Here is a 25,692-nt window from a genome sequence, read left to right on the forward strand (position 1 = left end):
CTTTGATATTAAATCTGTCGGGACGACTAGATTCGAACTAGCGACCTCTTGCACCCCATGCAAGCGCGCTACCGGGCTGCGCTACGTCCCGAAAACCGGTATCCTGTGAAAATCACAGGGATGCAAAAGTAATGATTTTTTTATTTTTTCAAAATTTCTTTCTCTTTAAAATGCAAAACTGACTGTCCATTATCGGTCAGCCCAACGTACGCATTTGAACATATAGCAACCACCATACCCGCCATGGCACAACATCCCTCTAAATGGCAACCTTTTTGCACCTCCTCCCCCGCCATCAATGGCCCATCCCGATTATGCTAAAAAATCACCTTAAAATCGCCTGGAGAAGTCTGCAAAGAAAAAAAGCCTATTCTGCTATCAACATCATTGGCCTTGCCGTAGGTATTACCTGCTGCATCATGATTGCCCTGTATGTATCAGATGAATTATCGTACGACAAGTATAACGTTCATTACAACGAAATTTACAGGGTACTGCATGCATACCGGAACGTAAAAGATCATGACATCACGAAAGCACCTGCACCAGCCGAATACCAGGTATGGGGAAACGCCCCCGTCGCCCCTGCCCTGCAGGAATACTTCCCGGAAATAAAAAAGGTGACACGCTTCACCAGCCCTAATACCTTATTAATGGAACAAAACGGCGTGCGGTTCCAGGAAAAAGGAATTGTAATGGCAGATTCCACCACCTTCGACATATTCAGCTGGAAAATGCTGTCGGGTAATCCTAAAACAGCATTAGTAGCCCCCTATAGTATCGTGCTCACCAAAAGTGTAGCCAGAAAATACTTTGGTGACCGGGATGCCGTAGGCCAATCATTATTGGCAGATCATAAGGAAACATTACTGGTGACCGGTGTAATGGAAGATTTGCCGCCGAATACACATCTGAGTTTTAATGCGCTGATCTCCATGAGCACCTTTATGAAATGGCGGCCGGAGATATTTAACCAATGGGGATACATTGATTTCTATACTTACTTCCTCATTCCACCACAGACCAACATCCACAATCTGGAAGCGCGGATTCCTTCATTTGTCAATAAGTATTATGCAAAAAATGATTTAGATAATTACACCATTGCATTTGAACCTTTGCAATCGGCCTACCTGCATTCCAGTGCCCAACGGCAACCTGGTGCTACCAGCAGCATGTCAAATATTTACATCTTTTCCATTGTGGGCATATTCATCCTCCTGATTGCCTGCATCAACTTTGTCAATCTCTCCACTGCCCGATCTATGGAGCGGGCCAGGGAAGTCGGCGTTAGAAAAGCAGTAGGCGCCCATCAGAATGGATTGATATACCAATTCCTCACAGAAGCTACATTAATATCCCTGATGGCGGTGATCATAGCCATAATACTTGCGTTGCTGTTGCTGCCATACATGCGTGAAATAGCGGGTAAACCCATTACTTACTCGGCGCTGTTATCCTGGCGGATACTACCTGCCCTCATCGTGCTACCTTTCGTACTGGGATTACTGGCCGGCAGTTACCCTGCATGGGTACTTTCCAGTTTCAGACCGGTAGAAGTACTGAAAGGGCAATTCCGCTCATCAGGTAAAGGTATTGTACTGAGAAAGACCCTCGTAATTGTGCAGTTCAGTCTCTCCGTAGGATTGATAGCAGGTACTATGATCGTGTATTCCCAATTGAAACATCTCAGGCAACATTCCCTTGGGTACAGGCAGGACCAGATGCTGGTGATTGATTATGGTGGAGACTATAGTGTGAATATGTCTATTGAAACCATCAAAGCCATTCTGGCCAGCAACAGTGCCGTCACCAGTGTATCTGCTTCCAGAGCAGTACCCGGCGATTTCTTTCCAAATGGCACCACCTTTATTGAATCCACTACGGGTGACATGAAAATGGAGACACCTGCCTTATATGAAGTTGATTTCGACTTCATTCCAACTTATGAAATAAAGATGGCTGCTGGTAGGGCCTATTCCAGAGCATTTCCGGCAGATACGGTACAATCACTCATCATAAATGAAGCTGCTGTCAAGCAATTCGGATATGCTGATCCGGCTAAAATAATCGGGAAGCGCTTTGAACATTGGGGACGTACAGGCACGGTGGTAGGTGTCGTAAAAGACTTCAATTACATCTCCCTCCACAAACAGGTTGAACCGCTGGTGATCAGAATAGCGTCGTTTGATACATTCAACAAAATCTCACTCCGGGTGAAAACCGATAACATGACAAAGACCATTCATGAACTGGAACAAACATGGAATACGACGGTACCGGGCCATCCATTTTTATATTCATTCCTGGACGAATCATTTAACGAACAATACCAGCAGGATGCCCGCTTCGGCGAGTTATTTGCAGCTTTTGCCATCCTGACAATATTCATTGCCTGCCTTGGATTATTTGGACTTGCCACTTATGCTACAGAGCAAAGAGTAAAAGAAATTGGCGTACGCAAAGCTTTAGGGGCTTCAGCCATGAATATAGTGACATTATTGTCTTCGGACTTTGTCAAACTGGTGATGATCGCTATTGTAATTGCCACACCTTTAGTATGGTGGACGATGCAGCAATGGCTGGCGGGTTATGCATACCAGGTAACTATACAATGGTGGATGCCGGCGCTGGCCGGGGTATTGGCGATAGTGACGGCATTGCTCACGGTGAGTGTGCTGTCTTTCCGTGCGGCGTTGATGAACCCAATAAAAGCATTAAGAACAGAATAAAAAATAAGAAAAAGTAATCGGGGATATTGGATAAAATGAAATTGTATGCGCGTACGCACCATGTCCCCGATTCAACAAAAAACTAAAACGATATTTTGAAAAGTACTATTCAATTGATATTTCCTTCAAAAATAGTAAATACAAAATGTACAAGCGATATAGTTGTAAACGAGGAGATCTGGAAGGATGAATACTTCAACTCTTTTATCAACATCGTAAAAAAGAATTTCCGGCAATTGAATTGTAACAAGAAAGGACTCCTTTTGCAAGAAGTCCTTTCTAAAAATTCGGGTGGATAATGGGCCTCGCCCCTACTGCAAGCGCTCTACATAGCTGCACTACGTCCCGTTTTCGGGAACCCATTAAAAAAATATCGGGGATGCAGAAGTAATTAAATTTCTATCTTTTTTTCTCACCCCCTCCCATATTTAAAAGCTACTATCTGTTAATTCTCTTCAGCAGTAGCCGGACTAATCACATTCTTTACTTCCACGATAGCATTCGCCGGAAACCCTCCTTTCTTTGCATGTTCTTTTATCAACTCTTCATTCTCCGCCTTATATATGCAATACAGTTTATTCCCTGTCACATAACTCTGAATCCACTCAATCTGAGGGCCTATATCCTTCAACACCTTACAGGAAGTTTGCGAAGCCGCCTTCAGCTGTTCTGGTGTAAACTGACCGATACCCGGTATTTCCCTTTCTATTACATACGTTTTCATAACTGGTTTTTTGGAGTTTGTAGAATTGTTATTAACTGTTTGTGCATTGCCTGTAATGGCCAATAAAATGAATAAAATAAAAATTGGGGTACTGTAATGAATGAACTTTTTCATATCAATTGTTTAATTTTGTTTTGATCTGCCAAAGATAAATCGAACAGTACAGACGTATGTATAACAAATCGTTCAATAAATATCAATATTCGAACAGCATACAACAAATCATCCAGGAACTAGTACAATTCAACCAACCAGGTCAAGATAATCCATTGGAAGGATCTTATAAGTACTTTTAAAACACCTTGTAAAATAAGATGGGCTCGTAAACCCTGCATCATAGGTTATTTGGGCTATACTATACCGCTTCTCTTTCAACAACGCTTTCGCCTTCTCCAGTCGGAACTCTTTTAATAATAAATTAGGTGATAGTTTTGTGAGCTCAATTGTTTTTCTATATAACTGGGATTGACTCATCACCATTGCTGTGCAAAATTCACTGACCGTAAAATCAGCATTCTTCCAGTTAGCTTCCAATGTATTAAATAGCTGTTGCAGCAACACTTCATCAGGTGGAGAAAGATGAAAAATATTTTGACAATGATCTTTAATGGCCATTTCTTTCACAACAGATGCAATGGCGATGCGGGTATCATGCGTGATAAAATTTAGTAGCCGGGCAAACTGTATGGTGTCGCCAAAAAGATGATTGTGTGTGGCAATGGGTTCTCCCCCATTGATACTGATTTTCAGGCCCACCTCGTATGGTACGGCCTTATGTATAGCATTCGCGCAGGCAATGGCATTAGATGCTGAAGTAAAAGAGGCAATGAAATCAGTACCGGGATATTGCACTTCACGACCATCGAAAGTGGCGAGGTTTTGCCTGATCAGGCTCGTACAATTGTGCAATAAATCATTCGCTTTTGCAATGCCTAATTCATGGCGGAGGAGGATAGGGTCTTTTATGATCGCTAGCAGAATGATGCGAAACGACGGATCTGTAAATACCTTTAACCCATCTTCTGAAACGGTTGCATGGTGGGGATCATATATCCGGCCTAAAAAAGATGCTACCAGGTCGCGGCTTACTTCAACAATCTTGTGTGGTATTAGTCCATGTGCTTTGTTGTGCATGGAGATGACTGCTTCTTTATCCGGTGCTTCAATGAGGCAGAATACGTTTTCCCTTTCCTCATCGATCCAGTAGGTCATACAGCTGCATGCATGGTCCGCCTGCAATAGCATGTCCTGCCGATGCGCTTCGGCGACATCCCTGGCTTTAACGCCGGGAATAATATGAATATCCATAAATAATGGCATAAGACAATTTCGTTGGGGTGGCGAAATGCTGGTTGAGTGTTCGAACGATCGTGTATTGTACAACAAGTTACTTTAAGTTCTGCTTTTCAGCAAAAATCCTTGCAATTGGATTTTATGGGTTTCTTTTGTAATATGGCAGTCTAAAGCAATGATCGATTACCTGAACAGGACAAGCATGAGAACGACACCAGATAGTTCACCCGGGAAGGAAGACTACTGGATGCATATATACGATTCCAAAGTGTATAAAATAACGATGGAAGTAAATAAGGGAAATGCCACCTTTTTCGTAAAAACAGGTAAGCAATCATTCCAGCTGTAGTTCTTTAGATGTTTCATTGCCAGCCAGGTCCACTGCCACAGCTACAATCCTGCCGCCTGGCGGCAGACTGGTCGCTTTATAATACCAATCCACGCCATTCCGGCCTAAAATAGCTTTCCCTCTCTCCTGTAGACTGCCTTCGGCATCTATGATGTGAATGTCCACTTCTGCTACCCTGAATTCGTCTTTTGCTGTCACTACTACATCTGTCGCTTCCAGCCGGATATTCTGCACCTCTGGGGACTTAAAAGCATCCTTTACTGCCATGTTATAAGCATTTTGCCCGGGGCCTGCCAAAGACTTATAATAAGCCTTCAGCTCAGGGTCCTGTAGAATTGTCCGCGCATACGCCGCTGCAATTTTCATTTTATACCTGGCTTCCAGTTGCTTCTTTGTCGGCTTTTTCTTTGACGGACCGCGTTTTTTCGCCATGATAATCTGGCCGTTCCTTTCGTAAATAGTGAGTTGATCGCCGAGGGTTCCACGGACGAGTTGGAGGAGCATGTTATTTATAACAATAGCCATAAAAATTGATTTGGGGGTTACAAGGGCAATGTTAATGCATAGGTCGGAACTTCGGTGTGACTATATTACCAATTGAGTACTAATACATCACTATATCTGCACCTCAATATCGAATTGATATAGAAGTGTAGTTTTAATGTACGGATGGTGTACTTATGGAAGTATAGTCACACCGAAGCTACATAGGAAATGAAAGAAATAATTATACCTGCGCAAAAAGACTGCGCATTTGGGGTATACCTTTGTTTTATCAAATTGAAAGTGTCGTAGTTAGAGTTACTTCGTTAGGGATCAGGGGGTCACAGGTTCGAGTCCTGTTCGCGCTGTAAAAAGCGCGATAGCGTAGTGGTAGCGCACCTGATAGATATACTCTGGCGTATTTTTACCTTACAATTCCAGGATCGTCTTATTTTTAAGGCGATCCTTTTTACATTATGAAACTTCAATTTTAAAAGTATATTTACGGAGGGACATCACTGTAGTTGCTCTATATCAATGAATAGATATTCCTTCGTGGAAAAACTTAGACAGCCTTTATTTGGGGTCTATTAGTATCGGCATCATTGCCGGGAGCTATCATCACAGGAACGGGCATGCTTTCTTAGCTATTGTAGCCAGTGGAAATAATAATCAGGATTAAAATAAACAACGTTATATGTCTGCCAGAATTCTCATACCCATCTTATTGGCTTTTATACTTACAGGTTGTCATAATCGCCAGCGATTGAAGGATCGTCCTCAGCAAGAAACGACGGTACCGATTGAGACGCCAAAATCATTGGAGGACAAAAGCGATTTTTCATTTTCAAAACGCGGGGGAAGTAATGTAGTTGAGAGCCTTTATGAGGAACTGGTGAGCCAAGATGAAGCATTAAAGAGATTAGAGGATCAAATTGATGAACTTAATAAAAGTCAGCGGGATTCAACTGAATCATTTTCCAATTTCAACCAGAAAATACAGTCATATTATCGGATAGCCGATAGTGATGCTACGGAAATTAAAGATTCGGTATTGAGCGAAAAGATAAGACTTCTGGTGGCAGGTAGTTTGGCGAAATATAATACACAGGTTAGTAAGCATAATGAATTACTGAAAACTATTGGGGCAAAAGAAAGCGCGATTGCAGATCTGCATAAGGCGGTGAAAATTGTGACTACATTAGCAGTTATTGAAAAATATCAAAAGGGCAATATGCCAGATACAAAACAATTGAGAGGGTATGTTCAGAAACAGGACAAGACTATTCATCTGGCGGATACGTTGTTAAACAGATAAGAGAGCTTTATATTATAATTCTTCTTCAGCGTAATCGATCAAGGTCTGATGTAGAATGGCCTTCAACTCATCATCAGATTTATCTTTATAAAGAATTGGAATCATTTCTGTCCAATGATATTTGGCTTCAATATTCAGCTTCTTCTGAAACCATAATGTCATTTTTAATAAGATTTTGGTATCATTAGCGGCTTCCAAACCTAACAAGAATCCTTTAATATATGTCTTATATGTATCATAACCTGGATTCTCTAAAAAAATCATTTTGGGTCTATCACGCAGGACCCTGGCAATTTCTGCAATAGAAGTTTTTATATCCATATTCTTAATGCATATCTATAATCAATGATGTGGATTATGGCAACAACTAATTATAAAGTTTACCAAATTAATCATTGTTGTCCGATTAAAATTGTAAAATAATGGCTCCAAATCCTTACTGTACTGGGTTACATCGACTTTTAACAACTCGATACTCCCCTGGATTTTGAAATAACGCATTTTTAGCTTGAATTCCTTATCCAGCAAGGTTTGGGGTCTATTTTAACGAGATTTTATTCGGACAACAATGATTTATTATATTGATTTACGTGTCTCTAAGTTTGTTTTTTCTTCATTTAATTTGCCAAAATAGAATTAAGAACAGTAGAATTAAATTGCGTTTTCCCTGATATTAGGCTGTTATTATATCATACTAGGTAAACCCACTTAATCATTTTCAATATAATCCGGGGGGCAATGGACCACATTTCTTTCTTATGATTTTAAGATAGCTTGAATCATAAATAAGAGCCACTGGACTATCTAATGGCGGAGACACATCTGTTAACTTGCCGGTTTCCAAATCAAGGTTTAATAACCCTGCTAATGAGCTATCACTATTGCTGCAGTGATAAATCTTTATACCTAATGCGGAGTCACCAGGTTCACTAACATGTATTCTATAGTCTGACAGAGATGATTTTGAATCCGGGTGGTAATTGCTTGTCTGAAACATTAAATTTAGTGCTTGATCACATTCCATGACATCGTCTGCTCCAAATGTTCCACCTGTAACATCTGCTGCCTCTTTGCTTGAATCAATCTGGCTAGATGCGACAATTGTACTATCGCTTTCCTGAGCAGCTTTATTATTATTAGAAAATTCATTACATGCCAAAAAAATAATGCAAAAAAATAAAAACCAACATTTATTCATATAAATTCAATTTACTTATAAAAGTTACTTAATTCCCATTACCATCCGCCTTAATCAAAGAATCAACGATTTTAGTACTATTTTTCTCTACTGTATTTTTATAATTTGTATGTTCGGGTTCTTGTGATGCACCCCAATTTGCCCAATCACCATTATAACGTTGAATATACTCAACCTTATACATCATAGCTCCTACTACTGATGGAAAAATTATAAAAGGCTTGGGGTAACTTGTTACTTGTTTGTTTCCGCCATGCCCACTCATGCCTGGACCTTCATACAATGGATTAAGACCTAAAGGTGTAAACTCAGGATATCTCTTATATAAATCTCTACCGGCCCATCCGTAATAAGGGGGCTCATTTTCATGTCCTTTCTGTGCTTCCATTCCTCCTGTACCTGTTGCACGATATTGCGCTGATGTAAAGGGGCCATATCCGTATAATTTATGGTTTCCGGTCGTAGTCTCTGTCCTATACATTTTTTCAACAATTTTAGCCATATCAGGTCCATGAACCTGTAAGATAAATTTCAATCCAGCTACTCCATCACTATAGTCAAACTTCCCGTGTTCATGTCCAGTTGAAAATGAGGGAGTGGCAGATAGAGCCGCTTTGTCTCGGTCAACAAAAGGAGAAGGACGAGAGTAATTAGGTAACAAACTCAACTTCCTCTCCATCTAAATCTATGCCTTGAATTGGCGTATAAAAATTCCCAAATCTTTTAAGGTATCTGCCGAACAATTTTTCATACGCTTACCATTTTAATTTGTATCTGTTTAAGACCAACTATATCCCAAGCTAGAATCTCCACCAGGCATAAACAACCCTACATCTCTGGCATTTGTATGATAAATAGAACTTGGAGACCATGAAAATTTTCCAACAATGATCTTACAGATTTCCGCCAATGAAAGACTTTATTTGACCCATAGTGCCCCATCCTTCAAATCTATCGAATGAGGAACATTATTTCCAAAACGATCTTTAACATACCCTTCTGCTTCTGAATTGCCAAGTTCATATGCCTCAGTAAATAATAGGTCCCCAGAACATATGTCAAAGAATCATAAGTTTTTAGATGTTCTGGGCATCCCACCTCGTTATTAATTTCGTAACAATCAAGGCATGCACGTGCATTCTTGTATTTATTGCACATAACTTGAGCATAGTAAAGCAAAGCCCAACGGTCCATGCGTTTAAAAGAAAGCTCAAGCGCAAGCTTTCCATAAGATATGGAATCACCATCTGCCAAAACATTATGTTGCCAACCATAAATGCTATCAACAATTATCCCCCCTCCACTTTGAATAGTATTATCTTTAGAACTATTACCAGCTCTGCAAGCACAAAGTAACAAAAAGAGCCACCATGCATTTTTCATAGAAAATTTATTTTTGAATATCCAATTTTATGTCTTCGGGGACACTTGGGTTTTATTCTCTTCATCCGCCTTCTTCTGATCAACATCTTCCTGGCCTGGATTAGGCTGAAGAAAAGCAAATGGAACTCTATTAATAACCCTTCCATTTTTAATAAATACAGAGATAAGAAGAATGTTTGTGAGCACAAACCACAGATAAACAATATATTAAGCAGAAATCCAGGTTTATATCTAAGTTAAAAAACATGAAACAACTACATCTGCAGCAGCTAAAAAACAAAATGATGGATGGAGATCTTAATAGTTTTTCTTCAATAATCTTTGTTTGCCATGTTACCATGCAATGCCGGAGAATAAAATACTTCATAGGTTAAAACGTGAGTCAGCAAATAGTTACCTTTCATTTTATTTCGGTTCATTTTCAGTTGCTTTAGGGAGAGGTTGATCTGGAGCATCATGATGAAATGTATCTGTTGCAGCTTTCCCATTTTCCTCATCTGTCATCGCACCATCCTTCATCGTAAAGTTCTTCTTACATTCTATACAATAACCGATCTTTTTAGCATTCACTCTCAGTATGGCTGGAATTGCATCATTCGCATTACCTCCAATCTTTTCAATGATTGCTATACCTGAAGGCCGTTTTCCATCTGGTTTGCCAAGATCACCTGGCTGCGCTGTCAGTATAAGCTCCAGGTCGGCACTAAATTCATTGAAATCAATCACAAAGACCTTTGCTTTAGGGTTCATCTTGTTTCCATATCCTTCTTCCGGGTCTTCGCCAGAACCAAAAACAATAAGATTAACGGGTAGGTAGCACTGCTGTCTGTTTACCTTCTTCGGAGGATCAGGTAAGAAAAATGCTCCTGCTGTCTTTATGATCATTTCTTCTGTACCATCTTTCTTTATATTTGTTTCAGAAGTAACAATTGAATACAGCTTACCATCTCCTAACGGTCCTGCAAATTGATAAGGTTTACCATTGATAAACCATCCGGCAGCTTTACTCTTATCTTCAATCGTTCTCATATCCTCCTTTACCAATTTTCCATCTTTATATGTTTTAAAGATCTCAGTTCCATAATACTGCGATTCTGCACCATCCAGATCGATGTTGGCAATCGGGCTATTACTGGCAAATTGATAGGATGACAATGAAGGGAAATTACGGGTCAACGGATCCACACTCAAAAACCTCCCCACCCTCGGATCATAAATCCTGAAACCATAATCCTGCTCATTCCCCTCTCCCTTCACCTCATTATCATTCTCCTTCCCATTAAACCCATACCTATACCCACTCATAGCCACGCTACTACTTCCACTATCTAAGCCACACGCTGCCATCCGCAATCAACGCTTTAATCACATCGCCAACACCACTTTCAAAACCAGTGTTGAAATCGATAGATTCTGTCCGATCAATTTATTCAAGTTAAAAAAAATCGTATTTATAAGGGCTCCTATTACACCATTTCATACAAGCTGTATATTTTTAAATAGTAGTATATGTATTAGCAAAAGTCCAATTATCACTTATTCTGTGCTTTTAAAATTACATCCTGCAAGCAAAGAATCTAACATCTTTTTGTCATACCGTAGAATAACAGGTGCATCTGGATCCTTTGTAATATCTGTTAATTCCTTCCGCCTCAAATCTAAACTCATCCAACCTACCGTCAAATTTTGACCTTGTTTACTCTCCACCTTTATTGCGACAATACTATCTGCCACTTCATCAACAGAAACAACAAGATTGCTTTTTTCAAATGCAGATTCAAACGAGCTGGTTTGAAAAAGACGATTTAATAGTTGATTACAATCATCTGTTGTAAATTGCCTCAGTTCATGGGATTGAATAGCTCCTTTTACCGAATCTTTCTTGTTATAAACTATTGTTGTACTTGAATCCGACTCATTTTTTTTTACATCACCGTTTCTACACGATATTATTCCAGCGAATACGACCAAGGATGCCAAAATGATTTTTTTCATAATTAAATTTATTAATTTTTATTTCTTGTCAATGTTGATTGTTGTTGTTGTTGTTGCTTGTCATATTCTATTGTAAGTTCCCTAACAATTTGAGGTGTAATTCCACTCAAAGTCTTTTTATAATTCTCTTGTACTGAAGGTGTAAGGCCTGCCCATCTCTCATAATGTCCATTATAACGTTCTATATAGTCCGCCTTTAGCATCATACCCGCTGTAACTGAAGGTAAAATGACAAATGATTTAGGATGATCTGTTACTTGTGCATTACCTCCTTTACCGCTCATTCCAGGTCCCTCATAAGCTAGCCAGATGCCTGTCGGTGTAAATTCGGGATATTTCTGGAAAATCGATTTGTCCCAGCCATAATAAGGAGCATCGTTTTCGTGCCCATCTTTTGCTTCCATCCCTCCTGTACCTGTATGTTTATATCCTCCTGATTTGAAATGACTTGTCTCTAATCTATACATTTTTTCCACGATTGCAGCCCTATCTGCTCCATACTTGTAAAAAACTGCATTCAAGCCAATTCTCGCATCATCAAGTGTAAACTTACCCGGTGAGTGGCCAGAGGAAGAAGTAGTTACGTTTTCATGATTAATAAAAGGACTTGGACGGGCTTCGTAATGATAGTTCCCTTGGGCATCAATTGTCCGATATTTATGGATTTCGATCGTTGCCCAATTGACCATACCTGTTATTCCGTAATTTGTCTCAACCTTATATAATGGACTACTATTCTGCGTCGCATGATAATAGGTAACAAACTTAACTTCCTCTCCGTCTAAATCTATGCCTTGAATTGGCGTATTGCTGGCAAATTGATATGGTGTTAGCTCTGGATATGATTTGGTCAATGGATCCACACTTAAAAACTTTCCAACCCTCGGATCATACACCCTCATTCCATAATCCTGCTCATTCCCCTCTCCCTTCACCTCATTATCATTCTCCTTCCCATTAAACCCATAACGGTAAGAACCACCGGTAACTACAGAACTCCTCCCCGGCATTAACATACCAAACGGATAATATTCCTGGCTGGAACTCATAGTTGGCTCATAATGATCTACCAAAATCCCATCCGTTGAGATACCTACCCTACGATCTGACACCGTAGATAACACATTACCCAAATGATTACTTAACTCAAAGAACTTCTCTCCACGGCTAAAATTAATATTTATTCCTGATCCTAATCCTGTCATATTTACTCCGGGTAGCACATTCCCATCTTCCACATTGACTTTCACTGCGTTAATTCCCAATCGGCTGCTTCCGTACAAATTTGCCGCTGTCCGACTCAGGGACCCATTGTTAACAGTACTTTCGCCTTTCGTATAGATACTCATCACATTACCCGTAGCATCACGTACATACCACGTCTTTACACCATTCACCCGCTTACTGATCCTGTTCCCTCCAACATCATAAGTACCACACCTTGCCTGCTGATCCTGTTATTATTATCCAGCGTATAAACTGTTTCTGTAAGCGCATAGCCTCCGGCATCAGGTATATACAGGTTCATACCATTTTCCTTTTGTAGTATAAACTGTTTCACCAGTATGAAACAGTTTATACAGCTGAATAGAATAATTATAAAAGGATTAATTCATGAGTTGGATGTACTATCTATCTACAGGTTCTAACTTCCCACTAAAAAACACATCTACATAAAACAATTGCCCTACATCCGAGAGAGGCACCTCAATAAGATAATTTATTCTACAAACATTCTTACCAATCTCAATATTATTAAATAGCAAGGCTCCGTAATCAAACAATTCATAATGATTGTTATTAATTAAGGTTTTCGAAAAAACTGATTTGCTGATTGTAGTATCAACGAGAATACTATCATTCGTTTCTATACGAATAGAGGATTCAAAGTTGTTAGATATAAATTTTTTCATACCTAACAACTTAACATATATTTCAGGTACAATTAATGAACTATCAAATAAGCAATAATGCCTGAAAGTTAGATGAATATTATCAACACCTCTTTTTAAAACAGTATCAATTGTAATAGTATCCTTATATCTGTGGTTCCAGGATTTTATTAACTCATCAGCATTCACCGGGTCAGGTATTTCTTCCTGAGAAGTTATACTGTCCTTACTTCTGACAGTATCTGCATCCAGTTTTTCATCCTGATCAACTTTAACTTTATTTGCACTATTGCAACCAATGATTAAAAAACAAAACAAATAGAATGTAATTTTCATAAAATATTATTTGGATGGCGGAGGGCTATAGATTTTACTTCTGTAAAGATTTACCTGACGCATATACACATTATAAAGAGTCTGATTTCCGGACTTTAACGCTCTAAAAGCTCCCAGGGCAGATACTTTTAAATTAGCATAATCACTTATCTCAGGTTTGTTGTCAAAAGTCAACATTTTATGAATGAGACTATTTCCATACAGACCTGCATTCACCTTTTTTACAGGATCAGGTATCATATCAAATTTCAAATAGCCAGATATATGTTTGGCATAATAATCCTTTCCATCAAACAATCAGTGTCAGTGCAGCAGATATTCATGACTCAGTAGGTAGATTTGACTTATTGTGGAGAATAGAAAAAAATAGTTCAAGAATGAAGCTAATTCGTACTGACATGGCCTACAGGGGTGAATTCAGTGATACTGTTGAAAATTACTATAAATGGAATATAGAAATAACTCAGAAACCGCCGACAGTAAAAGGTTTCGTTCCACAAACAGGCAGGTGGAACGATCATTCGCATGGCTGAATTTTTTCAGAAGGTTAGATAAGAATCATGAAAGGCTACCTGAATCATCTGTTGCATTCATTCAGGTAGCTTTCATTAATTTACTTCTAAAATGAGGCGGTCGGAAATTTAAACATGTTCTAATTCCTCAAATACTTCTCCCCTCAACATCATTATATTTTATCAGGTAGAATATCTACACATCTTATTAAACTCATATGCAACTTTTCCTGAAACATTATACCTTCAATGAATATAGGGTTGCTTACTGGAATGATTACTCCGATTATAAATTTCATCTGGTCTGATCAAAATATATTAAAACACCTGCATTAATGACAATTAGCGCTGATAAGATAATACTTAATTTTTGACCCAACTTGATTAGTTGGATTTTCCTTTTCAATTTCTTATCATTTGGATACTCATTAACTAATTTATTAAAATCAATTTTCTTAAAAAACCAATCGCCATCCAAAAAAGATAAATAACTATGTATTGTCATACTATTGGATTTATCAATCCAGCTATAATATACTATTTTTTTGTTAATTATAACTATCTGTATAGCTATAATAAAAAAAATAGAAATTAGTATTACGGTAACCCCTAAAATTTTAAACATACTATTTATTATTATTACTATTATCTATAATTGAAGTAGTTAATCCTCCGGAAAGCTTCACTTCAACCCCCAATAGGTAGGCTATTTTTCCATAAAAAATGTTAACCTTTTTATCAGTAACAACCCCCTGGTCATTCATGGCAGCAGAAAAACTTGAAATACCAAGCACTGATATATTTCCCTCTGCACTCCAATCTTCGTAACCATATCGAGTTCCTTTAAATGATTGAGAAACGCCTGCTCCAATCCACGCATATTTGGCAGAAAGACTCTGGCTGATTTCAACATATCTGTCATGACTATTCTGAGACTCCTGAAATGGATAAGATATATTTGGATATGACCATTCATTACTTTTACCCCATTGTTTTTCAATGCTGGCTCCAAAAAGTTTTACAGCCGCAAGATTAATTTCATAGCCACGTTCAATATTTCCTACTTTCCATTCCATACTCTTTTGTGCTCCAAAAGTAAAATTAACCTCCAATTTAAGTGACTTAGCAGAATTTACCGGATCAACAACATTATCCATCATCCAACGCTTAGTTTCATCTACAACACGATTCGTTCCCCAATCGAAAACCCGCTGGTTTTTTATCACTACTTCGCCAATTAAACTCTCATTTCCTTCATTAGTTTCCCTCGAATCAACTCTTTTACTAACAAACCATTCATTTGCATGTTCATTATCTTTTGCCCTTCCTATCTCGCCTCCATGGATCAGTTTGTAAAGGCTTGCCCCAAATTTGGTTTTAAAATTACCATATGGATCGGTATAACTGACCGGATTATTTCCGTTTACAGCATATTGGCTTACTCCTACCGTATAAACAGGATCTAAATTCCATCTTCTACCAATTCGTGAATCATATTCCCAGAATTGAGCAGTATAACTATTCCCATTAATATCCAAATCCTTCTCCTGCCCATTATATCCATAACGATAGCCCCCGGCAATACTCATTCCTCCTCCAATGCCTCTACCTGGCATGAACATACCAAATGGAAAATACTCCTGTGAAGATAGAAGATATGGTTCATAATGATCTATATTAGTTTCATCCAAGGACACACCTATTTTACGGTCAGAAACTGTAACTAATACATTTTCAAGATGATTACTCAGCTCATAGAATTTTTCACCTCTGATAAAATTAATATTTACAGCATACCCTAACCCTGACATATTCGTAGAAGACAAAGTACCTTTGTTTTCTACATTGACTAACTCTGAGTTAATCCCTAATCGATTGGTTCCGTAAAGATGTGCTTCCATCTGGCTTAAGTATCCATTGTTAACCGTACTGTCGCCTTTCGTATAGATACTCATCACTTTACCTCTAGCATCACGTACATACCATGTCTCTACTCCATTCACCCGCTTACTGATCCTGTTCCCCAAAGCATCATAAGTATAACTGATCTCACTTCCATTCGATTTCTTAATCCTGCTTATCTTCCCATACAATGTCCAGTCTATACTATCAATTCCAGCTCCCTGATCTGATATCAGATTGCCGATTGCGTCATATTTATAATTCCCTGCTGTTTGACCATCTATATCATTTTCATAATTAGATGCTCCCACAGAATCATACACAAAGTCCAGCTGATTTGTCCCTGTCTTATATGTATATCTCAGAGAATCCATCCCTAACGGCGTGCCCGCAAAACTATGATTACCATTCCGCCGGTAGCTAAGAATATTACCATTCGCATCATAACTCACCCGTTCCTTGAAGTCATCCAATACCTCCGGTTCCCATATATTCGTATTGGTATTCAATCCTCTTGATACCTGCATGCCCGTTAGCCGGTTCAGTACATCATAGCTATAATTGGATTGTAACGGTGTACCTACTGAGGGAAGATTTTGGCTAATGGCGGAGATATTCCCATTAAATAAAGGCTTCAGGTTCGTGCCGGATGCAAAAGGGTGGACTGTGCCTATAGGCGAATAGTCCCTTCCACCATAATAATGTAATGCAAATCCAAATACATCTTTTGCCACCTGCGATCCACTACCACCATCGCCTCCCGGATCATAACCAGGGGTCACCGCTGTACTATTCACCCCTTTTAACCAGCCCTGAACTGTATATGCATAATCTACTCCCTGTACCTGTTCCTGACCTAAAACCATCCTACCTAAAGGACCATGCTTATAATACTGGTAATATGCATCATTATCCCAATTAATACTATCATGACTCGTTTCTACATTTGTTAACCGGTTCTGCGCATCATAGCTATAACGGTGATAGAAAGCATCCTGCCGACCCGGCTGATATCCTGTTTCATTCACCTTTCCACTGATCAGATCATAGCCATATACCATCTTCTTAAACCGGTTATCACTCTCCTGCATACCTCCCTGCTTATAATCCTGCAATAATGTATCAACATTCCCATGCACATCATAGCTATAAAATGTGGCTGTCGCAAAACCCATCGTATCCTGAGCTGCAGCATCATTGAATAATGCCGTCCAGGATACCCTGTTGCGAAGATTCCCTGGGGTTAGGTATAACTGAGATAACGAGCTATACGCTACATCATATGTCGTTTTCGTAATCTGTTTACGCGAATTATTCGCTGCGGCCAACCAGTCTGATAACAATGCTGTATCCCGGCTGATGAAATCATTCATTACTGCAGCACTCATCAGCTCTCCGACTTCATTGATCCTACCCAGTGCATCGTAGGTCGTATAACTGTACTTATTATCAGGGCGCTGCTTTGCATGCTGCGATAATGAAAGACGGCCCAAACGGTCGTACCAAAAATGGCTTACCCCTCCATCAGGTGATACCTGCGATACTACCTGGTTAAGCGTATTATAACGGTACTGCGTAGCCATCGTATGTGCTGGCACCAATGTGATCCCCGCTGCCCTGGCTGCCCTTACCCTGTTCACCCAGTCAGTTGAACGATCTATAACTACACCTGCCGGTGGAATGGTCTTTATAAGATTCCCCGCCTGATCATAATAGTAAAGTGTATAATGATACTCACTCGTACTATACGTCACGGTAAACACCTCCTGCTGACCTCCCGCAATTGCCATCGCCAGGTAATCGGCATCAAAACTGCCATTCAGGGAATCCTTGTAGGAATTATAGATCTCGGTTCCCTTACTGACTGCAAAGAACTCATTATCCGTACAATTTGTGACACTATTCACAGCCACTGTTCCAAACACCGGTGTCGCATTGCCGCATAATAACGGTCCACCATAGAGTGTATAACACGAATCACCTACAATACAACCGCTCGTATAATGAACCGTACCTGCATCACTGGTACTCGTATTAAAGTCCGTTACATTGCTGACCGATTTGCTCCTATAGGTATCCCACGTCGCTTTTGTATTTGTATTGATCACTACGCTGTCATCTGCATTTACAAAGAGACTATCACTACAGCCTATCTTCCCCGTATAGTGGCTTATCATTAACACCCCATTATTCCCTATATTCCCCGCTGATGCATAATTGCCGTCAGGACGCTGTATTACTGAACTCAATTCCACGGCAGTATCCAACCTTATCAACTCTGACCATTCCAGGTTATTATCCTTATCTACTTTCCGCCATATCACGCTTTCTATACCTGAGGATACGCTCTCTACTGCTACATATCCACTATCCTCTGTCGGGTACAGCGGCATAGACTGCACCAGGTTATCTCCTGATATCTTCCCAAACTCTTTATAATAAAGCACACTTCCCACTTCATCAATCCCCATCACAAGATGATGGTTCTCCGTCGTGGATACTCCATACCCCGTAATATTGAACATATAACCATACGGCTTCTTATAGATCTCCCCTCCAAAACTGGAGACCCAGCCATTAGTATGGTTCCGGTAATAACGCTTTGTTGATATTTGTGACCCGGTGGACAGATCCATTTTAAGAACGAACGTCTCAAAATATGGAACGGCATACGTGCTTCCCAGTACTACAAGTGTATCATTGTTCTGTAACAGACTGTAGCCTTCCTCTCCACTGCTGTTACCTATTTGTTTTACCCATAATGCATTGCCTGTGCTATCAAGCAAACCTACTATAAAGTCTGCTACCGTATTGGCAATGTTGTATTTGCCGGTAAATGCATAACCGCCACCTGTCGTCTGGATGATATCTGTACCTACCTCCCCATACGTCGTCGCATATTGCACGGATCTGCTCCAGGAGACGATCCCTCCACTATCCAGCTTGACTATATATGCACCCTGTACATAAGAGGCGCCACTCGTTCTCCCTATTGCTATAAATCCCCCATCTGACGTCTTTCTTACCTTCAAAAAGTAATCATCCAGTGATCCCCCATAACGTTTCGCCCACAATATATTCCCCAGTGAGTCTGTCTTTACCAGGTAAGCATCCGTATCAGGGTCCTGGTCCGTAGAATCTGCGACTGTCTTTATACGGCCCGCCAGCAAATAACCCCCATCCACTGTGCTGATCACATCACTAAACATCGATGTACTGTCACTCGCATAGACATGTAAACCTCCGGTAGGATCTCCTATCTTCTTACAGACTATGCTGTCTTTTGAACTGTATAAGGTACAGGTATCCTCGATAAACGTCAGGTATTCCCAGGCCTGTTTAGAGAAGCCGGTATGAGCGTTCATATAGGCTGCAAACAGGGAATTTACCTGCTGCTGCTTTGTGCTATCCCCTTCTTCTTTTGTTGGTTTTAGTGAAGGATAAGTTGATTTAAAACTGGTATAAAGATCATTGATAGTTGTACAGGATGCACAGGCAGCCGCTGTATTACATTGAATGATCGCAGGGATCGTGATCGCTGGTGTCACATAGGTACAAGCTGCATTGTCAGGATCACAGGCAGACAACAATGCGTCCAGCTGAGACGTTGTTAATGTTGTACTACGTGTACGGTTCAGATATGCGGCAAAAGTTGTATCTGTACTTTTCTTAAAGGAGTTGTATTCTAATTGCAGTGTACTGAGCGTATTACATTCACATGCTGTTGGTTTGGTATAAGTCGTACTTTCTGCATATACTGCCTGTGCATCATATGGAAGCGGCGCTGTTACCAACAGGTAATTACAGTTTAATGTATCCGTAATATTATGGGCAGTGTTGTATTCATCTATAATCGCCTGAAAACTGCTGTATTCATTTGTACTACCAGGTGCTACGGTACTGGATCCCATTACATGGGTCGCATCTGCTCCTGCTTTACAGACAGCCAGCATCTTAGGAATGAATATCTGGTTGATGACCGCTGTATCGTAATACGCACAGGTTTGCAACTGGCTGAGCCAGGTACTTACATAGCTCTGACAGTTGGATGCGTATGTCGCAGCTAAATTCGCAGCTACTGAATCTTTTGCTTTTGTCGAATCACCGCTGGCGATATAACTGATGCCTGAAGATGTTAAAGCCTTTGAATAATCTGTAAAATGAACTGATTTACCAGCGGCGATCAGCTCATTGGTGGTAGCGGTACATTTGGTCAGCTGGATTAAGCTATCCAGCATACGTGTCTTTGTGGCTAAATACAATTCCCTGAATGTACGCCATGCCATATCCAGGTCACCGTCACACATGGTGCTTTCGTTAAATGCACTCGCCATTGTTTTGTAGGTCGCTACGCAATCACTGCTCAGTCCATCACATTTTACACCGATGGTGGATACACTGTACATAGAGATCCCCTTGGTAGTATCAGCAACATCTGAATAGAACTTCAGTTTCTTATTCAGCATAGTTGCCTGTGTAGCTGCCATCGGGTCTATATTAGCTGTGACTGACTTAAATGGAATATTGACATTGCCCGTGGGGTTCAGGAAACCGGAATCCCGCGCAGCAGCGTAAGTATTTACCGCTTCAAATCGTCTATCCCATAGGAGGCTGCTCTCGTAAGACTGGTAAACCAGGAATTTGCAATACTCAGGATGGTATTGCAATAATGAATTTGCCCAGGATGGCTTGAACTTCGCCGAAAAATCTTCTGCACTGAGTGACTGTGGCAATACAAACCCACCTACACTTTCGTCATACACACTATCAACTGTGCCTGTGGAACTCTTGTAGCTAAGAGACTTCAGGCTATAGAGTGGCTCCGAATCATTATCGTCAGAGTAGAAGATGGAATAAATATCACTTGTATCTTCTACATTGGCATACTGACCGGAGGAAGGTGACATATCTTCCAGCATGGCTGTTCTCATCTCATCGACTGGTGAGGTGGTGTTACAAAGCGCATTACAGGCGTCTACGGCCTCATTATAGGCGGTAAGTGCCTCTGCACGATACCCAGCACTGTCCTGGGTCGAGATACCTGCCTTCGTCAGATATTGGGTACGGAAAGCATTCCAGTCACCTACACTATCGCGGCAGGATTGACAATCGGGTACACAAGTTGTATTTACCTGCAGATCACGCTGCTCCTGGATGATTTGGGACAGGGTGGTACACAGGTTACGCAACATAAAGATGCTGTCACGATAATAGGCCATTGCTTCACGATTCACTGTCAAACGCTTCGTGATCATGTAACTACCTTTCTCCAGATTTTGAAGGGTGAAATCGGCCACGAATGATTCGGGCGTTCCACAATTGGCAATGATGGAATCTGCTTTGAAATTATGGTAGGTTACCTGGTAGGGGTTGCCACCAAGGTGTTGGTTGTAAACGTCGTCTGTGATGGTGATCTCAAGATCATATAAGCCATTATAACATACCGTATCTCCATTACAATCTGGTTTACGAAGTACCGGAGGCGTTAAAGTATAGTGAAAATGGTAATCCCCTTTCTGGGTCACCAGTTGGCTATGTGTACTTTCAAGGGTTAGATCTTTGATCGTGTTACTACCAGCCCTGGATAAAGTATCAGTTACTGTAAATGCTATATTGGAAGAAAGATTCTCCAGGTCAGCACTGTCTGCCACGCCAGCCAGCGCAGTCGCCACTGTACGACCATGCATATCTACATAAGAGACGGCCATCTGCCCATTGGCATCCTGCACAGTGTTCTTAAAATAATGAGACTTGTCACCCGCTTCTGTTCCAAACAATACATCCAGGTCATTATCATTAGGTGCATCATAATAATATTTGGTCTCATGGTTGCCTCCCAACCTAAAGGTCTCACCTAGGCCACCCTGCCTGCTGATCCTGTTAGTATTATCCTGCGTATACACTGTTTCTGTAAAAGCATACCCGCCTGCATCTGGTATATAGCGGTTCATGCCTTCATCCTTCTGTGGATTATTAGAAGAATAATACTGGTTGGCACCGCTCTCTGTGGACATCTTTGCAGCACTCGCTGTCAGGAAAGCCTCCGGAGTAGGCAAGGTATCATAATTGCTCTTATCGTATTCTCCATTCAGACCTCTGTTGAAATTGCGGGAATATTTTATTACTGAACTCAATGTAGGAGAAGGCATGACCTGGATCGTTTCACGACCCTGATAGTCATATAGTTTCTCTCCAACAATAGTCGTATTTGTTGTATTATCTTTTGTAACAGTCTGCCGGTTCCTTAGGGAACCATCATAATAAGCTACAACCACATTTCGCTTACCATCTTCTGCAAAACTCACTTTTGAATTCCAGTTCAATGCACGCTGGTGTCCTACAAACTCAAAACTACCCAGTCCACCGCTAAATGCAGAGCTCCAGGGCGTTTCTATCCTGGCGTAACTACCTTTATCCTGCACGGCACGGGCCCTGAAAAACAAAGTACCTTTGCCATCATACAATAATGGAATATTGTATGAAGTACCAGTGATTGTTACACGGGAAGCATTGTTCCTGAATAGTAATACAGGGTTTATTGGATTACCATATTTATTAGCTGCCAGTGCACTGGAATCAACATAGGTCCATTCCAGGTCATATTCATCTGCACCGGTTAGAGCTGGCCAGGTAACAGTCAGTTCATCGGTAGAATCAGTATTTGCAGTGGCAGTAGCTGAAATCGACTGTACAGCATCATTCGTACAATCTAAATGATACGTCACCTGTACATCCATCTCATTGTCCAACAGCAATGAATTCATCACTTTATCATTATCATTGGAAATATTCAGACCCAGTAACTTCAAGGTTACCTGATGCGTATTGTTAAATACAAAACTACTGCGGCTTGTATAAGCAACATTCTTAGAATAATTGATCTGGAGTGATTGGTCTACTGAATCAATCACACTGTCCGGACGTTTATAAATAACACGCACTGTAGCTACTGCATTGAACGTATCAGGCAATAGCCTGCCTGAATATTCATTGATATGGAAAACGATAATATTCTTAGCAGCATAAGGTGTATCCAGTTTTGTATTGCCTGAGAAAAACACCGAGTCTTTCACAACAATACTCGCATTGGCGACCAATTCGCCCTTACTACCATCCAGGCTTTTTTTCAGGACGGTGATCCTTTGGGCATGACTACTCACCGCCACAAAAAGGCATAGGGATGCAATCAGCCATTTATAAAATTCTTTCATAATCATTTCAGGTTAGGGGTACCCAATAATATTTTGTAATCTCCTGCAACCAACATAGCGAGTGTGAATATTAATAAGAGACGTTTCATCTATTTAATATCTTTTAATAATCATTCAACAGCGCACTTCTTGACTCTGTGATAGTCATCACCCCTCTCTCCGTCTCCTTCTTCAAACGGATCAAACTACCATCATCATCATACTCATAAAACGCCGCATAATTATTCTCATCCAGTTCCGCCATCAGTCGAAGCGTTTCTGCATCGTATACATAAGACTTCATATTCGCATTGTAAGGATGAATGCGCAGGTCATCGAAGTAGACGGTATTACTACCCGTATTCTGCATGTTCACTGTCAGTGCAGTTGCATCTGTTGCCACCTCTACCACCACTTCATAGCGTTCCCAGCCTTCGATGATATTGCCGGAAGGTGTTGCCACCGTACTAATATTACCTGCTGCACGAGCTACTACAATGCTTACCTGGTTACCAGTGTAGGATGTACCATTACATTGCCCGGATTCTTTTACCCATACACTTACCACCATTCGTTTGCCTGCTATCGGAGAGAATGAAGGGAGTAACGCATCCGATCCAGCTACGATTCTCTTCAGTACGGTACTACCAGCGGTACTACAGGTATTCGCCGTTGTGGTATAACCTAATTCGAATGTATTATCATCAGCCGCAGCGACTGTAGCTGTAATGCCCGCACTACTTCCTGCATTCACACGGAGACTGTAACGACCTGTATGTGCTTCGGTCGTATCAAACGCACTCTTGTAAGCAGAGAAATCAAAGTTTCTGGGTACGGCACACACACTGTCGCAGGTACTGCCTATATAGTCATAATCTTCAAACCCTTCGTAACCGATCTCACGGAAACGGGCATTCTGTACCACGGCTGTTGCCAATGCATCCTGGTAACCATATATAGCGGCATTATACCTGCCTAAGGGATCTTTGTTCTCCATCTCTGCGCCTTTTCGGTTAAATAAGGTGCTCTCACTATTCCATACCCACCTGGATACGGCGGTATCCTGTGCTTGCCAGGTACTATCTGTCGTCATCTTCCAAAAACCAGCATAATTCAGGAATGTACCATCTGTACGAATATGGGTACTGTCTGTCGGGTCTGATTCTTTTCTGGGCCCATAGTAGGCAAAAGACCTGTATGGTTGCCAGTTGCCGGTCAGACCATAGGTATATGGGTTCACGCTGGTATCGGTGACGGCACTGTAACAAATACCGGATGCCACATCTTCACAGGTATAGCAGCTGTCAATATATAGCTGGGCAACTACCCCCGTATCTGTTGCAAATGTCCAGGTGATATCCAGGTAAGGGCGTTTTGTTGTATCAGCATTTCTTTGTGAACAAAACGTAGCATACAGGGAATAAGGATCTGTAAACTGGGTCGGAAGTGTCTTATCGTTCTTCAGTGAAATGCCTTTGTCCAATATGCGTTTTGAATTAGTTAATGCAGTTGTAAGATCAAAAGAGAAATCCTGGAAATGATCATCCGCTGCTATTACATCACCATATGTTGATCCTCCTGGCATCTGAATTATTACTGGATCCGTCTTGTACGTCCAGGCATCGACAACAAACCACAGGGTACCAATGGACTGGTAATCTGTTTCTGACCTGATCACATGAGCATTTTTATATGTAGGAGGATAAAAACCCTGGGTATCAGCAAAAAGGTTGAAGGTAGCTGAAAGAATAATCGCATCATCCGGAATATTTACAGCACTGTCAATCGCCATCACGGACGTCAGCTGATAAGTACCCGTACTGTTTGATGAAAATCCAACCCGCATGTTAGTTGCTGCTGTATCCATTCCATACTTTGCAAAGCTTGTCACCGTTGGGAAGATATCACTGGTTGCAGATACTATATAGCCATTCACGGAACGGGTCACCATGTACTTTTTATGTACCGGCTTTCCGTAACTGAAAGATACTTTACCAGAGTTATCACAATCTGTACTGGCCAGTTTTGTGAAATTCACGGTGCCATTGTTGACCGCATTCAGCACGACAGAACAATCCCCTATTCTCGCCTTGTACTGACTGCCGGAAGTAGCTGTAGTAAGGGCATAGAAATAGTTATTGATATTATTCGTCAGGATCGAACAACCTGAATAGGACACTGAATATCCGGCAGCATTTGCATCTTTTATCAGCGTGGATAGCAGGATATGATCTGACTCCTTAATGTAAAGCCGGTTGGATGCTATCAGGTAATCGAACAACGGCTTCAGGCAGGTACAGGCACAGGTGGCTGTCGACCCCTGTCCGGAGACCTTTAATCCTGTCACTATTATTATGAGTGTTAGAAAAATATATTTCCTCATAT

General features: G+C 40.7%; 19 protein-coding genes and 1 tRNA gene. 4 read left to right on the forward strand and 16 right to left on the reverse strand.

Features of this window, described 5'->3' with window-relative positions; genetic code table 11:
• Positions 1 to 17: 17 nt before the first annotated feature.
• Positions 18 to 91, reverse strand: a tRNA-Pro gene (locus SIO70_RS24145).
• A 172-nt stretch (positions 92 to 263) separates the two neighbouring features.
• On the opposite strand from SIO70_RS24145, the gene SIO70_RS24150 reads away from it, so the two are divergent.
• Positions 264 to 2,732, forward strand: coding sequence for an ABC transporter permease (locus tag SIO70_RS24150; RefSeq protein ID WP_320575082.1), 2,469 nt, complete (start codon positions 264 to 266; stop codon positions 2,730 to 2,732).
• Between the two features lie 445 nt (positions 2,733 to 3,177).
• Here the strand turns inward: SIO70_RS24150 and SIO70_RS24155 are convergent, their stop codons facing one another.
• Positions 3,178 to 3,456 (reverse strand): DUF4242 domain-containing protein, encoded by a 279-nt coding sequence (locus tag SIO70_RS24155; RefSeq protein ID WP_083730436.1) that lies wholly within the window; start codon positions 3,454 to 3,456, stop codon positions 3,178 to 3,180.
• A 243-nt stretch (positions 3,457 to 3,699) separates the two neighbouring features.
• Positions 3,700 to 4,764 carry a nickel-binding protein gene (locus SIO70_RS24160; protein ID WP_320575085.1) on the reverse strand — a complete coding sequence of 355 codons (1,065 nt, stop codon included), beginning with the start codon at positions 4,762 to 4,764 and terminating at the stop codon, positions 3,700 to 3,702.
• Positions 4,765 to 4,951: 187 nt separating this feature from the next.
• Here SIO70_RS24160 and SIO70_RS24165 point away from each other — a divergent pair, with 187 nt between their 5' ends.
• A complete protein-coding gene (locus tag SIO70_RS24165; RefSeq protein WP_320575088.1) occupies positions 4,952 to 5,098 on the forward strand; it encodes a hypothetical protein in 147 nt (48 codons plus the stop codon).
• On the opposite strand, the gene SIO70_RS24170 is transcribed toward SIO70_RS24165, so the two are convergent.
• Entirely contained in the window at positions 5,084 to 5,623 is a 540-nt protein-coding gene (locus SIO70_RS24170) for a hypothetical protein (RefSeq protein WP_320575090.1), read from the reverse strand. The two genes, SIO70_RS24165 and SIO70_RS24170, sit on opposite strands and share 15 nt — an antisense overlap.
• Positions 5,624 to 6,278: 655 nt before the next feature.
• Between SIO70_RS24170 and SIO70_RS24175 the strand changes: the two genes are divergently transcribed.
• Entirely contained in the window at positions 6,279 to 6,899 is a 621-nt protein-coding gene (locus SIO70_RS24175; protein ID WP_320575092.1) for a hypothetical protein, read from the forward strand.
• A gap of 12 nt (positions 6,900 to 6,911) precedes the next feature.
• On the opposite strand, the gene SIO70_RS24180 is transcribed toward SIO70_RS24175, so the two are convergent.
• The 9 genes from SIO70_RS24180 to SIO70_RS24220 form a co-directional block, all read right to left on the reverse strand.
• Positions 6,912 to 7,220, reverse strand: coding sequence for a hypothetical protein (locus SIO70_RS24180; RefSeq protein WP_320575093.1), 309 nt, complete (start codon positions 7,218 to 7,220; stop codon positions 6,912 to 6,914).
• A gap of 397 nt (positions 7,221 to 7,617) precedes the next feature.
• On the reverse strand, positions 7,618 to 8,097 hold the full coding sequence (locus tag SIO70_RS24185) for a hypothetical protein (protein ID WP_320575095.1): 480 nt from the start codon (positions 8,095 to 8,097) through the stop codon (positions 7,618 to 7,620).
• A gap of 28 nt (positions 8,098 to 8,125) precedes the next feature.
• Positions 8,126 to 8,776, reverse strand: coding sequence for a hypothetical protein (locus tag SIO70_RS24190; RefSeq protein WP_320575097.1), 651 nt, complete (start codon positions 8,774 to 8,776; stop codon positions 8,126 to 8,128).
• Between the two features lie 272 nt (positions 8,777 to 9,048).
• Positions 9,049 to 9,480 (reverse strand): hypothetical protein, encoded by a 432-nt coding sequence (locus SIO70_RS24195; protein ID WP_320575100.1) that lies wholly within the window; start codon positions 9,478 to 9,480, stop codon positions 9,049 to 9,051.
• A gap of 405 nt (positions 9,481 to 9,885) precedes the next feature.
• Positions 9,886 to 10,827: an RHS repeat-associated core domain-containing protein gene (locus SIO70_RS24200; RefSeq protein ID WP_320575102.1), complete on the reverse strand. Its 942-nt coding sequence runs from the start codon at positions 10,825 to 10,827 to the stop codon at positions 9,886 to 9,888.
• 189 nt (positions 10,828 to 11,016) lie between these two features.
• Positions 11,017 to 11,475, reverse strand: a complete 459-nt coding sequence (locus SIO70_RS24205; protein ID WP_320575104.1) for a hypothetical protein — start codon at positions 11,473 to 11,475, stop codon at positions 11,017 to 11,019.
• An 11-nt stretch (positions 11,476 to 11,486) separates the two neighbouring features.
• The gene (locus SIO70_RS24210; protein ID WP_320575106.1) at positions 11,487 to 12,680 is read right to left on the reverse strand and encodes an RHS repeat-associated core domain-containing protein; all 1,194 of its coding nucleotides are present in this window, start codon (positions 12,678 to 12,680) and stop codon (positions 11,487 to 11,489) included.
• 188 nt (positions 12,681 to 12,868) lie between these two features.
• On the reverse strand, positions 12,869 to 13,036 hold the full coding sequence (locus SIO70_RS24215; protein WP_320575108.1) for a hypothetical protein: 168 nt from the start codon (positions 13,034 to 13,036) through the stop codon (positions 12,869 to 12,871).
• Between the two features lie 67 nt (positions 13,037 to 13,103).
• The gene (locus SIO70_RS24220; protein WP_320575110.1) at positions 13,104 to 13,703 is read right to left on the reverse strand and encodes a hypothetical protein; all 600 of its coding nucleotides are present in this window, start codon (positions 13,701 to 13,703) and stop codon (positions 13,104 to 13,106) included.
• A 377-nt stretch (positions 13,704 to 14,080) separates the two neighbouring features.
• Here SIO70_RS24220 and SIO70_RS24225 point away from each other — a divergent pair, with 377 nt between their 5' ends.
• Positions 14,081 to 14,236 (forward strand): hypothetical protein, encoded by a 156-nt coding sequence (locus tag SIO70_RS24225; protein ID WP_320582086.1) that lies wholly within the window; start codon positions 14,081 to 14,083, stop codon positions 14,234 to 14,236.
• A gap of 274 nt (positions 14,237 to 14,510) precedes the next feature.
• On the opposite strand, the gene SIO70_RS24235 is transcribed toward SIO70_RS24225, so the two are convergent.
• From SIO70_RS24235 to SIO70_RS24245, 3 genes are all read right to left on the reverse strand, one after another.
• Positions 14,511 to 14,840: a hypothetical protein gene (locus SIO70_RS24235; RefSeq protein ID WP_320575112.1), complete on the reverse strand. Its 330-nt coding sequence runs from the start codon at positions 14,838 to 14,840 to the stop codon at positions 14,511 to 14,513.
• Between the two features lies 1 nt (position 14,841).
• Positions 14,842 to 23,328: a hypothetical protein gene (locus SIO70_RS24240; RefSeq protein ID WP_320575114.1), complete on the reverse strand. Its 8,487-nt coding sequence runs from the start codon at positions 23,326 to 23,328 to the stop codon at positions 14,842 to 14,844.
• A 103-nt stretch (positions 23,329 to 23,431) separates the two neighbouring features.
• Positions 23,432 to 25,690 (reverse strand): hypothetical protein, encoded by a 2,259-nt coding sequence (locus SIO70_RS24245; RefSeq protein ID WP_320575115.1) that lies wholly within the window; start codon positions 25,688 to 25,690, stop codon positions 23,432 to 23,434.
• Positions 25,691 to 25,692 lie beyond the last annotated feature (2 nt).

The organism is Chitinophaga sancti, assembly GCF_034087045.1.
Classification (GTDB): domain Bacteria; phylum Bacteroidota; class Bacteroidia; order Chitinophagales; family Chitinophagaceae; genus Chitinophaga; species Chitinophaga sancti_B.